This window comes from Archangium sp., assembly GCF_036389735.1.
In the GTDB taxonomy this organism is placed as follows: Bacteria; Myxococcota; Myxococcia; order Myxococcales; family Myxococcaceae; genus Archangium.
On sequence record NZ_DASVWK010000143.1, the window covers coordinates 1 to 11,502 of the forward strand.

At 68.2% G+C, this 11,502-nt stretch carries 10 protein-coding genes and 1 pseudogene; 9 read left to right on the plus strand and 2 right to left on the minus strand.

Features of this window, described 5'->3' with window-relative positions; all coding sequences use genetic code 11:
* Window positions 1-845: Hsp70 family protein (locus tag VF794_RS05440; protein WP_331108112.1), on the plus strand; the 845-nt coding region annotated here is incomplete at its 5' end.
* Between the two features lie 44 nt (window positions 846-889).
* Window positions 890-2,395: a serine/threonine-protein kinase gene (locus tag VF794_RS05445; RefSeq protein WP_331108113.1), complete on the plus strand. Its 1,506-nt coding sequence runs from the start codon at window positions 890-892 to the stop codon at window positions 2,393-2,395.
* Here the strand turns inward: VF794_RS05445 and VF794_RS05450 are convergent.
* Window positions 2,392-2,613, minus strand: coding sequence for a hypothetical protein (locus VF794_RS05450; RefSeq protein ID WP_331108114.1), 222 nt, complete (start codon window positions 2,611-2,613; stop codon window positions 2,392-2,394). The genes VF794_RS05445 and VF794_RS05450 overlap by 4 nt on opposite strands.
* A 264-nt stretch (window positions 2,614-2,877) precedes the next feature.
* On the opposite strand from VF794_RS05450, the gene VF794_RS05455 reads away from it, so the two are divergent.
* Genes VF794_RS05455 through VF794_RS05475 form a run of 5 tightly spaced genes read left to right on the plus strand, consistent with a single transcriptional unit; the run spans window position 2,878 to window position 7,682 of the window.
* Entirely contained in the window at window positions 2,878-4,083 is a 1,206-nt protein-coding gene (locus VF794_RS05455; protein WP_331108115.1) for an ABC transporter substrate-binding protein, read from the plus strand.
* Complete coding sequence (locus tag VF794_RS05460; RefSeq protein ID WP_331108116.1) at window positions 4,083-5,012, plus strand: branched-chain amino acid ABC transporter permease; 930 nt, start codon at window positions 4,083-4,085, stop codon at window positions 5,010-5,012. Before VF794_RS05455 ends, VF794_RS05460 begins: the two co-directional genes overlap by 1 nt.
* Window positions 5,013-5,020: 8 nt before the next feature.
* On the plus strand, window positions 5,021-6,082 hold the full coding sequence (locus VF794_RS05465) for a branched-chain amino acid ABC transporter permease (protein ID WP_331108117.1): 1,062 nt from the start codon (window positions 5,021-5,023) through the stop codon (window positions 6,080-6,082).
* The gene (locus VF794_RS05470) at window positions 6,079-6,930 is read left to right on the plus strand and encodes an ABC transporter ATP-binding protein (protein WP_331108118.1); all 852 of its coding nucleotides are present in this window, start codon (window positions 6,079-6,081) and stop codon (window positions 6,928-6,930) included. Before VF794_RS05465 ends, VF794_RS05470 begins: the two co-directional genes overlap by 4 nt.
* Window positions 6,927-7,682 carry an ABC transporter ATP-binding protein gene (locus VF794_RS05475; RefSeq protein WP_349257554.1) on the plus strand — a complete coding sequence of 252 codons (756 nt, stop codon included), beginning with the start codon at window positions 6,927-6,929 and terminating at the stop codon, window positions 7,680-7,682. The genes VF794_RS05470 and VF794_RS05475 overlap by 4 nt, the downstream gene beginning before the upstream one ends.
* A gap of 2 nt (window positions 7,683-7,684) precedes the next feature.
* On the opposite strand, the gene VF794_RS05480 is transcribed toward VF794_RS05475, so the two are convergent.
* Window positions 7,685-8,686 (minus strand): hypothetical protein, encoded by a 1,002-nt coding sequence (locus VF794_RS05480; RefSeq protein ID WP_331108119.1) that lies wholly within the window; start codon window positions 8,684-8,686, stop codon window positions 7,685-7,687.
* 141 nt (window positions 8,687-8,827) lie between these two features.
* Here VF794_RS05480 and VF794_RS05485 point away from each other — a divergent pair, with 141 nt between their 5' ends.
* Both VF794_RS05485 and VF794_RS05490 read left to right on the plus strand, forming a co-directional pair.
* Complete coding sequence (locus VF794_RS05485; protein WP_331108120.1) at window positions 8,828-10,969, plus strand: PQQ-binding-like beta-propeller repeat protein; 2,142 nt, start codon at window positions 8,828-8,830, stop codon at window positions 10,967-10,969.
* Window positions 10,970-11,093: 124 nt separating this feature from the next.
* Window positions 11,094-11,502: pseudogene (locus VF794_RS05490) on the plus strand (hypothetical protein); the annotation flags it as partial.

Below are 11,502 nucleotides of genomic sequence, written 5' to 3' on the forward strand. Positions count from 1 at the left end.
CGCAGCAGATCCACCAGGTGCTCCTGGTGGGCGGCATGACGCGCATGCCGGCGGTGCAGCAGAAGGTGAAGGAGTTCTTCGGCAAGGAGCCCCACAAGGGCATCAACCCGGACGAGGTCGTCGCCGTGGGCGCGGCCATCCAGGGCGGCGTGCTCAAGGGCGAGGTGAAGGACGTCCTCCTGCTGGACGTGACGCCGCTGTCGCTCGGCGTGGAGACGGCTGGCGGCGTCTTCACGAAGATCATCGACAAGAACACCACCATCCCCTGCAAGAAGAGCCAGGTGTTCTCCACGGCGGTGGACAACCAGCCGCTCGTGTCCGTGCACGTGCTCCAGGGCGAGCGCGAGATGGCGTCGGACAACAAGACGCTGGCGCGCTTCGAGCTGGTGGGCATCCCCCCGGCGCCCCGTGGCGTGCCGCAGATCGAGGTGTCCTTCGACATCGACGCCAACGGCATCGTCCACGTGAGCGCCAAGGACCTGGGCACCGGGAAGATCCAGCAGGTGCGCGTGGTGGGCAACTCGGGCCTGTCCGAGACGGAGATCCAGGCGATGATCTCCGACGCCCAGGCCAACCAGGCCCACGACAAGGTGAAGAAGGAGCTGGCCGAGCTGCGCAACAACGCCGACTCGCTCATCTACACCACCGAGAAGAGCCTGGAGGAGTACGGCAACGTCCTTCAGGAGAAGGACCGCGAGGAGATCAAGGCCGACGTGGAGCGCCTGAAGGAGCTGCTCAAGGGCGCGGACCCGGCGGCCATCAAGGAGTGCTACCAGCAGCTGGAGGCCAGCGCCTACCGCATCGCGGACGCGCTCTACGCCGACCAGTCCAAGTCGGGCTCCTGAACCCCGCGCGGGCCCCTTCCCGGGGCCCGCCCTCCCGGTGTTCAATGCGCACCGTGGAATTCCCCTCCCTCGAAGCAGAGGTCGCCTTCCTCCGCGGTCTGACGGCCGTGGTGCGGATGGCGGATGACATCCTCGAGGACTGCCTGGAGCGAGGGTTGAACCTCGACGCGGCGGTGGATGTCTTCCTCACCCAGTGCGCGCGGCTGGTGCACGCCTCGGCGGGCTTCGTCTGCCTGAAGGGGACGACGGGCCCGGTGCTCACCCGGGTGCTGGGCCAGCTCGGCGCCAACGTCTTCGATGCCGCGGGCTGGAAGGGCCCTCGCCTCCTGCCCGATGGGCGGATGATGTTCTGCGCTCCGCTGGCGCTCGGCAGGCTGGAGCTGGGCACCCTGGGGCTGGTGGTGGAAGGGCGCTTCGACGACGGCGGCCGGCTGGTGATGAAGCTGGTGGAGGCCATCGGAGACCAGCTCGACAACGCGGTGCTGGCCTTCCTCGCGCTCACCGAGAACCGCAACGTGCTGGAGCGGCTGGACGAGCTGGGCACGGACGGCGACCCGGTGATGCAGGGCCGCATCGGCCGCTACGAGCTGGTGACGCCGCTGGGCACCGGGGGCATGGCGCAGGTGCTGGTGGCGCGCACGCGAGGCCCCGAGGGGCTCGGGCGGCTGGTGGCGCTCAAGCGGATTCTCCCGCACCTGACCTCGGACCCGGACATCGTGAAGATGTTCCTGGACGAGGCGCGCATCGGCCTGCGGCTGTCTCATCCCAACCTCGTCACCTTCCACGACTTCGGCGAGGCCCAGGGCGCCTACTACCTGGTGATGGAGCTGGTGCGCGGGGTGGACTTCGACCGGCTGCTGAAGACGACACGGCCCTCGCCGGCCGTCGCGGTGAGCGTGGTGGTGCAGGGGCTTCAGGGGCTGCACGCGGCGCACCTGGCGAAGGGCGAGGACGGGGTGCCGCTCCAGTTGGTGCACCGGGACCTGTCACCGCACAACCTGATGGTGGGCTTCGACGGCCGGGTGAAGGTGCTGGACTTCGGCGTGGCCAAGGCGCGCGCGCAGCGCACGGTGACGCTGCCGGGCATCGTGAAGGGCAAGCCGCTCTACATGTCGCCGGAGCAGGCGCGGGGCTACCGCGTGGACGCGCGCAGCGACCTGTTCGCCGTGGGCCTCATCCTCTACGAGGCGCTCACGGGCTCGCGTGCGTTCGATCGGGGGGACGAGCTGGAGTCCATGCACGCCATCTGCGACGACCGGCTGGCCCGCCCGAGCAACATCCCGCTGCCCGTATGGGAGGTGCTGGAGGTGGCGCTCGCGAAGAAGCCGGAGAGCCGCTTCGCCAGCGCGCTCCAGATGGCGGAGGCACTGGCGGCAAGCTGCCCCCCAGCACGTGAGGTGGAGGTGGGGCGGCTCGTGACGAACCACTTCCCCGAGCGCGTGCGTGGACTCGAGCGCCTGGAGCGCGTCCACCTGTCAGGCGCCCGGGGCGGCGTCTCCGAGCCGACGCGGTTGCGCCCCGCGGCCAAGCCGGGCGGCTCCCGGAGCTAGTCCGAGAGGCTCCGCAGGCTCTGCTGGCCGTGGGCCAGGATGACCTCGCCATGGCGCAGATCGCTGATCTCCGCGTACCGGACCGAGTAGTCCTTGGGGAAGAAGAGCCCCTTCTCGATGTGGAACTCCGTGTCACCGGCCGCGTACACCTTGCCGAGCTTGTGGCCGTCGACGCCGCGGACCGTCATGCCTTCCTTGATGTCGCCGCGCTGATACATGTCCGCCTCCTCGGGTGAAGCATTTCCCTCCCGCTAAAGGTGGGAGAGGAGGAGGACCGAGGGCACCCTTCGAGGGCCCGGCACGAGGCCGCTCAATGGACGGGTGGCCCGACGAGGGAGCGGGACAGGGCTCGCCTGAGACTCAGGGTGGAAAAAAGCCAGGGGGGCCGACCCTCCGAGGCGCTGGGAGCTTGACCCCTCTGTCGCATCCCCATAGAAAACCGGGGCTTTACGTCGTGGTCCTACCTTGGAGGATGCCCCCGCATGCGCCGATTCGCTCCGATGCTGCTCGCCGCTGTCGCCCTGTTGGCGTCGGCCTGCGAGAAGAAGACGCAGCCCGCTGCCTCTGGTGAAGGGACGAAGGGGGGGCAGACGGCCCAGCCCGCCACCACCGGCGGTGGCGGTACGCAGGGTGACACCATCCTGCTCGGCGAGGTGGGCAGCCTCACCGGAGCCCAGGCCACCTTCGGCGTTTCCACCCGCAACGGCATCGAGCTGGCCATCAAGGAAGCCAACGAGGCCGGCGGGGTGAAGGGCAAGAAGATCGCCGTGCGCGTCTATGACGACCAGGGCCGGCCCGAGGAGGCCGCTCAGGCCGTCACCCGGTTGATTACCCAGGACAAGGTGGTGCTCATCCTGGGCGAGGTGGCCTCGTCCAACTCGCTGGCCATGGCCGAGAAGGCCCAGGGAGCCGGCGTGCCGATGATCACCCCCTCGTCGACCAACCCCGCCGTCACCCAGAAGGGCGACTACATCTTCCGCGTGTGCTTCATCGACCCCTTCCAGGGCTACGTGATGGCGAAGTTCGCCCGCGAGAACCTGAAGGCGGAGCAGGTGGCCATCCTCCAGGACAACAAGAGCGCCTACTCCATCGGCCTGACCGAGGTGTTCCAGCGCAAGTTCGCGGAGATGGGCGGCAAGGTGACGACCACGGAGAGCTACTCGCAGGGCGACACCGACTTCCGCGCGCAGCTCACCGCCCTCAAGAAGGCCAAGCCGCAGGCCATCTACGTGCCGGGCTACTACAGCGACGTGGGCGTCATCGCCCGCCAGGCGCGCGAGCTGGGCCTGACGGTGCCGCTGATGGGCGGCGATGGCTGGGACTCGGAGAAGCTCTTCGAGCTGGCTGGCGATGCGCTCAACGGGAGCTACTTCTCCAACCACTACTCGCCGGACAACCCGGATGCGAAGGTGCAGAAGTTCATCGCCGACTACAAGAAGGCGTACGGCGGCGTGCCGGACGCGCTGGCGGCGCTCGGGTACGACTCGGCCAAGGTGGCCGTCGCGGCCATCGGCAAGGCCAAGGACCTGAGTGGCCCGGCCATCCGGGACGCCATCGCGCAGACCAAGGACTTCCCGGGCGTGGCGGGCACCATCTCGCTGGACGAGAACCGCAATGCCGTGAAGCCGGCCGTCATCCTGAAGGTCGGTGACGGTAAGACCGAGTTCGTCACCACCATCAATCCGTAATGTCCCAGCTCCTCCAGCACCTCATCAACGGCATCGCCGCCGGCACCATCTACGCGCTCGTCGCGCTCGGCTACACGATGGTGTACGGCGTGCTCAAGCTCATCAACTTCGCCCACGGCGACGTGATGATGGTCGGCGTGTACATGGGTTACGCAACGGCCTTGTTCCTCGGCCGTCAGGCCCAGAGCACCACGTGGGGTGTGCTGGTCATCTTCCTGGTGGCCATGGCCGGGTGCGCGCTCATGGGCTTCCTCATCGAGCGCTTCGCCTACCGGCCCCTGCGCGAGAAGCCCCGGCTCACCGCGCTCATCACCGCCATCGGCATCTCGTTCGCGCTCTCGTACGGCTTCCAGCTGGACATCGGCTTCCTGCCGGGCGCCGCGCCGCGCGCCTTCCCGCAGATCATCAAGCCCGCCGCGTGGTTCACCCTGGGCGACCCCGAGTTCCCGGACGTGGTGCTGTGGAACTGGCAGATCATCTCCCTGCTGGTGGCGGTGGCGATGATGGTGGGCTTGCAATACCTCGTGTACCGCACGCGCTTTGGCCGGGCGATGCGGGCGGTCTCCTTCGACCACCGCGTGGCCGCGCTGATGGGCATCCCCACCGACCGGATCATCTCGCTGACGTTCATGATCGGCAGCGCGCTGGCCGCGGGCGCGGGCCTGCTGTACGCCATCAAGGACACCTCGGTGAGCCCGCTGATGGGGCTGATGGTGGGCCTGAAGGCCTTCGTGGCGGCGGTCATCGGCGGTATCGGCAACGTGCCGGGGGCCGTGGTGGGCGCGCTGCTGCTGGGGCTGGTGGAGGAGTTCGTGGTGGGCTACGCCGCGAGCACCTGGCGTGACGCGGTGGCCTTCGGCTTCCTCATCCTCGTGCTGCTCGTCCGGCCCGGCGGTCTGTTCGGCCGGGTCGCGGCGGAGAAGGTCTGACGCCGCACATGCAAACCGCCGCTGCTGTCTCGTCTGGGAATTCGGGGGTCCCCGCTTCCCTCAAGGGCATCCTCCCCGTGCTGGTGGCCCTCCCGGTGCTGCTGGTGCTGGAGTGGCTGCTGAGCGCCTCGCCGTTCGCCACCTACCTGCTGTCCATCATCGGGGTGAACGTCATCCTCGCGGTGAGCCTCAACATCGTGAACGGGATGACGGGCCAGTTCTCCATTGGCCACGCGGGCTTCATGGCGGTGGGGGCCTACCTCTCCGGCGTGACGTCGCTGGAGCTCAAGGACGTGGCCATCTCCGCCCTGCCCGTGGCGGTGAGTGACCAGGTGTTCCTGGTGGTGGCGCTGCTGGTGGGCGGGACCGCCGCGGCCCTCTGCGGCTTCCTGGTGGGCCTGCCCTCCCTGCGCCTCCGGGGTGACTACCTGGCCATCGTGACGCTGGGCTTCGGGGAGATCATCCGGGTCGTGGTGCAGAACACCGAGTTCCTGGGCCGCTCGCTGGGCTTGAGCGGCATTCCGCAGACGTCCTCGGTGGCCATGGTGGGCTTCTGGGTGTTCCTGGTGGTGCTGGTGGCGCGCCGCATCGCCGGCTCCAGCCACGGCCGCAGCCTGTGGGCCATCCGCGAGGACGAGGTGGCCGCCGAGGCCATGGGCGTCAACACCACCGGCTACAAGGTTCGCGCCTTCGTCATCTCCTCCTTCTTCGCGGGCGTGGCGGGCGGGCTGTTCGCGCACTTCGTGCCCATCATCAACCCGGGCTCCTTCACCTTCGTCAGGTCGATGGAGATCGTCGTGATGGTGGTGCTGGGCGGGCTGGGCTCCACCACGGGCGCCATCGTGGCGGCGGTGTTCCTGTCCCTGTTGCCCGAGGGGCTGCGCTCGCTCTTCACCGCCTTCGGGTCGGAGGGGAGCATGGCGCAGAAGGTGGATCAGATCCGCATGCCGGTGTACGGCCTGCTGCTGGTGGCGCTGATGCTGTCTCGACCGCAGGGCCTGTTCGGCACCCGGGAGCTGTGGGACGTCGTGCCGCGGTGGATTCCGCGTCGGCGGAAGGGGATTCAATGAGTGGGCCACTGCTCGAGGCAGTGGGGGTGAGCATCCAGTTCGGGGGACTCAAGGCGCTCTCGGACTTCAACCTCGCCATCCACAAGGGAGACCTCCAGGGCCTCATCGGGCCCAACGGCGCGGGCAAGACCACGGCGTTCAACGTCCTGACGGGCGTGTACCAGCCCACCCAGGGCGAGGTGCGCGTGGCCGGGCTGCGGGTGAACGGGCGGCTGCCACATCAGATCAACCACCTGGGACTGGCGCGCACCTTCCAGAACATCCGTCTCTTCCGGGCGCTGACGGCGCTCGACAACGTGAAGGTGGCGTGCCGGGGCCAGGCCGCGTTGAACTCCGAGGGAGTAGGACTGGGGGCCAAGGTGCGTGGGGCGGCGCGCAACTACGCCGACTGGTGGCGGGCGCTGCTGTTGACGCCGGGCTTCCAGGCCGAGGAGCGCGACCTCACCCAGCAGGCCGAGCACCTGCTGGAGGTGATGGGGCTGTCGCACCGGCGCGACGAGGAGGCTCGCAACCTGCCCTACGGCGAGCAGCGGCGGTTGGAGATCGCCCGAGCGCTGGGCACGCGGCCCAAGGTGCTGCTGCTGGACGAGCCGGCGGCGGGCATGAACACCCGCGAGAAGGCGGACCTGATGGTGCTCATCCGCAAGATCCGGGACGACTTCAACCTGGGCATCCTGGTCATCGAGCACGACATGAAGCTCGTGATGGGCATCTGCGAGAAGATCACCGTGCTGGACCACGGTGAGATGATCGCCCGGGGCGCGCCGGCCGAGGTGCGCAACGACCGCAAGGTCATCGAGGCGTACCTGGGAGACAGCTACCTGGAGTCGCACGGAGGGGCGGCGTGAGCGAGGCACAGCTGAAGCTGCTGGGTGAGCGCCGGGAGTTCCCCCCCCTGCTGACGGTGGACGGGGTGAAGGTGTCCTACGGAGCCATCCAGGCGCTCAAGGGCGTGACGCTGAAGGTGGGCAAGGGCGAGGTGGTGGCGCTCATTGGAGCCAACGGCGCGGGGAAGACGAGCACGTTGCGCGCGGTGAGCGGGATGCTCAAACCGGTGGGCGGGCGCATCACGTTCGGGGGCGAGGAGACCACCGGGACGAAGGCGCACACCCTGGTGCCCAGGGGCATGGCGCACGCGCCCGAGGGGCGAGGCATCTTCCCCAACCTGACGGTGCTGGAGAACCTGGAGCTGGGGGCGTACCTGCGCCGGGACACGGCCGCCATCCTGGAGGACATGGAGAAGAGCTATGTGCTCTTCCCGAAGCTGAAGGAGCGGCGCAAGCAGCTCGCGGGGACGCTGTCGGGCGGAGAGCAGCAGATGCTGGCCATTGCCCGCGCGCTGCTGAGCCGGCCCAAGCTGCTGCTGCTGGACGAGCCCTCGCTGGGGCTGGCGCCGCAGGTGACGGAGACCATCTTCCGCAACCTGCGAGACGTGAACGCCGCGGGGGTGAGCATCCTGCTGGTGGAGCAGAACGCGCACCTGGCGCTGAACTTCGCCCACTACGGCTATGTGCTGGAGACGGGTGAGGTGGTGATGGCGGGCCCGGGCAAGGCGCTGCTGGAGAGCCCGGAGATCCGCAAGGCCTACCTCGGCGAGTAGCGTCAGGGCAGGAGCACGTGGATACTCACGCCGCCGGGGCCCGCCGAGAGTGCGGCGGCACCCGGAGCGGGCGAGGCCGGGCGGTCATTGAGCCACAGGTAGACCCCCGTTCCGACGAGCGCGGCCCCCACGGCGGCGCTCACGCCCGCGATGGTGCGATGCGTGGTGGCCTTCTCGCGGAGCTCGGAGACCTGGGACAACTGGTCGAGGGTGGGGAGTCCGCCCTGGTAATATGTATTGGACTCGGCGATCGCGTTGTTGCCGGTGATGGCGAAGACGCCCGCGAGACCGAGCCCCACGACGCCCACGCCCGCGCCCGCGTAGGCGGCGGGAGTCTTCCAGCTGCGCCCGTTTCCGCTGGCCGGAGCGGACCGGGCCACCTGGGTGGCCTCCGGCGGAGCGGGACGGGGGGACGGCTCGGTCCGCGCCGTGCCCGTGGCGGGTCCGGAGGGCTGCGCGGGCGGGGGCGTCACCACGGGAGCCTGGGGCGTCGGCTGCTGCTCGACGAGGGGCGTGAGCTTCAAGGAGACGAGGTTGAGCTGTTCGATCAGGCGGGTGATGCCGCGGGCGAGCTCCTCCGAGGGCTGGCCGCGGCTGCGCATCTGGATGTTCTTCTGATCGACGAGCTCGCCCTTGGAATCCACCACGAGGCCGGAGATGCGCGTGAGCTGCCCGGGGTCGATGGTGATGAGGAGGGCGCGGCTGGCCTGGGTGGCGGCGGCGAGCCTGCCGAGGCACTCGTTGAGCTTCTTGTTGCCCACGCAGGACTTCTTGGGCTCCTTGTCGAGGAAGGCACGAACCAGCTCGGAGGACACGAGCTGCACGTCGTCGCGGGCGACCTGGGTGGAGCAGGAGGCCTGGAGCTCCTCGAGCTGTTTGCCCTTCGCTCCGACGATGTTGCACGGGTGCAGGGCGATGAGCTCCGTCTCCGCCCGAGCGGCGGGGGCGAGCAGCAGGCCGAGCGTGAGGAGGAGGGTGGACCGCGAGGAGCGATGGAATTTCACGGTGGGACCCTCGTCGAGGACAGAGCGTTCGCGGCGTGAGTCTCCGCCGAGGAGCACGGCGGGAACGCAACCTTCCGCGAGTAGGAGCACCATGCTATCCACCAGGGTCGAGCCGTCAAAGGGTTTGGAGAGGTGGACGTGATGCTTCGCAAGGTCCTCGCAACGGTGATGCTGCTGGGGGCGCTCTCGGGCTGTAACAAAGCGCTCGGCACGTGTGGTCCGAACGGGGAGTGTGACCAGGGCGGCGTCTGCGATGTAGAGCGGAATCTGTGCTACACCGTGATCGCGTCGGAGCTCGACGCGGGAGCATGCACTCCGACCTGTGCGCCGTACGAGGCCTGCACGTCGAAGGGCTGCGTGCCGCGGTACGCGGCGCTGACGGTGACGCCGGGTGATGGTGGGATGGTGGGAGCGGGCGCGGTCTCGGTGCAGGCCGAGCTGGTGCTCCAGCCTGGACTCTCCGCGAACTTCCCGGAGACCCTGGACTTCCGCGTGGTGCGCAACGACGGCGGAACCGGAGGCGGGCTGACTCCGGGCCCGAGGAGCGCGGGACTCTACCCCGCGCAGTGGACGCCGCCTGGGGATGGCGTGTTCCTCCTGACGGCGGCGCACCCGCTGAGTGGCGGGCCGAGCACCACGGTGTTCCTGACGGTGGATACGACTCCGCCCACCTTCACCGTGACGGTGCCGGCGGCTGACGCGGGTTTGCCCGATGGGGGCACGACGTACGCGGACCCGGGCCTTCCCACCGCATGGCGGCGCGATCAGGTCGTACCCGTGGAGATCCGGACGAACGAGCCGAACCTGGGTCCCAGCCCTCTGACGGCCGTCTTGCGGACGGATGCCGGTAGCGGGTCCACGGTGAATGTCGTGTCATTCGCGCAGGGTGCGCTCTGTGATGCCGGGTTCTGCGGCGTGGCGCGGATGAATCTGTGGGAGCCGCCGTTCGATGCGTTCCGCGGGACCATGGCGGTCGAGGTGCGGGGACAGGACAGGGCCGGCAATGTGGGCACTTCGTCGGGCACCGTGAACGTGACGCGCTGGAAATGGCGTCATGACATCGCGGGGGCGACCATCACCGCTACGCCGGCCCTGGGCAATACGGGCGTGGTCTATGTCGGGACGACGAACGGTAGTGACAATGATGGACAGCTTCTTGCCCTTTCCCCGAGTGGACGCGTGTTGTGGGCCGTCAACAGCGGAGCTGTCGTGGCGAGTCCCACGGTGGGAAATGTCCAGGATGGGGGAGTGGAGCGGGTCTACGCCGCACCTCGCAAGGGGTCGGTGAGCCGCGTCGGCTTCGTTGACAGTGCTGATGGTGGTTTCACCAGTATCTGCAACGATGTGAATTCAAGTAGCGTTCTGGTCCAGTCCTCCTTGGCACTCACGCAACTGTCGGCGGGTAGTGCATCCGAGACTGTGTATGGTGTGTACTCCGGACGACTTGGAGGCACGCTCTTCGCGGTCCGTCCAGATACGGAGAATGACCTCGTAGTCCGCTGTCCAATCACTACCAGCGTGGGCGATGTTTCCGTTCCCGGGAACATGTTGGCGACGGGCAATGCTGTCGTCTTTGGCTCGAGTGATGGGCGACTGAAGTCCTATGCCCTCGATACGGCAGGGATCGCTTTTACGTCTCAGTGGAATCAGCCGCTGGTCGCCGTGGCAGCGGACCCATCCACGCTTTTGCAACCCTCTTCGCTCGCTGCGGCAGGTGGGGCTGTTTATGGTGGGGGCAATCTCGGTGGGCTCAGCAAATTCTTCTCGGCCCCGCTGGATGGTGGCCAGCCTCCCTCGTACTTCCCGACAACTTCAGTGATTGGGAGTACGAGCATCGGCAACCCGAACGGCCATGTGGCTGTTGCTGGGCTCGAAAACGCCAGGTTGTTCAGGGTGAGCATTTCCGATGGTGGGACGCAGGCCATCGACACGGCGGGGGAGGTTCTCAGAAGCGCACCCGTCTGGGGCACGGATGGCTATCTCTACACGGCGGGAGCGACGAGTGGGACCATCCAGGCCCGGAGACCTCTCGAGACCGTGGCGTGGCAGTTCGAGTCCGGCTCTACCATTGGGGGATCGATGACGCTCGACTGCAACCGGCAGGCGGAGGGGAGCCTGGCTTCTGCCTTCTCCGGTGTGCTGTATGCCGTCACCCGGGACGGGAAGGTGCACGCCATCGTCGTCGACAGTCGAGGGCTGGACACCTCGGCGCCGTGGCCCAAGTACCAGCACGACGCTCGCAACACCGGCAACCCGGCCACTCCCATCACTTCGTGCCCGTGAGCAGCGACGGACGTGTTCCTCTCGAAAGCCGTCACTCCCGGTGCTAGGACGTAGCGACCGGCGGCGGACTCGTCTAGGGTCCGCCGCCATCTTTTCCCACCCACAACCTTCAGGACTCGCTCATATGTCTTCGCTGTCCCGACTGTTCGCCGCTCTCGTCACCGTCTCGCTCCTTGGCGCCGCCTGCGCCTCCAAGGGGGGCGCCACCGCCGGTGGTTCCTCCACCGTCGAGGAGGTCCCCACCGAGGGCGCCACCACCGAGGCCAAGCCCCAGGTCCAGCTCCAGAAGCTCTCTCCTCCCGAGAACTTCTCCGTGATGATCCCCGGGGAGCCCCAGCCCCAGCGCGGCGAGGTCGCCATCCCCGGCGGCAAGGTGCAGACCGCCGCGTGGACCGCCAACGTCGAGGGCGTCCTCTACTCCATCAGCACCGCCGACTACCCGGAGAGGGTCGTCGCCGCCAACCCCGCCGCCGCCTTCCTCAACGAGGGCAAGAACGGCCTCGTCAATCAGCTCAAGGGCACCGTCAAGGCCG

Bases quoted from the DNA above. Each gene is read 5' to 3' on its own strand.
- VF794_RS05445 (WP_331108113.1), top strand. From the start codon at position 890: ATGCGCACCGTGGAATTCCCCTCCCTCGAAGCAGAGGTCGCCTTCCTC.
- VF794_RS05450 (WP_331108114.1), bottom strand. From the start codon at position 2,613: ATGTATCAGCGCGGCGACATCAAGGAAGGCATGACGGTCCGCGGCGTC.
- VF794_RS05455 (WP_331108115.1), top strand. From the start codon at position 2,878: ATGCGCCGATTCGCTCCGATGCTGCTCGCCGCTGTCGCCCTGTTGGCG.
- VF794_RS05460 (WP_331108116.1), top strand. From the start codon at position 4,083: ATGTCCCAGCTCCTCCAGCACCTCATCAACGGCATCGCCGCCGGCACC.
- VF794_RS05465 (WP_331108117.1), top strand. From the start codon at position 5,021: ATGCAAACCGCCGCTGCTGTCTCGTCTGGGAATTCGGGGGTCCCCGCT.
- VF794_RS05470 (WP_331108118.1), top strand. From the start codon at position 6,079: ATGAGTGGGCCACTGCTCGAGGCAGTGGGGGTGAGCATCCAGTTCGGG.
- VF794_RS05485 (WP_331108120.1), top strand. From the start codon at position 8,828: ATGCTTCGCAAGGTCCTCGCAACGGTGATGCTGCTGGGGGCGCTCTCG.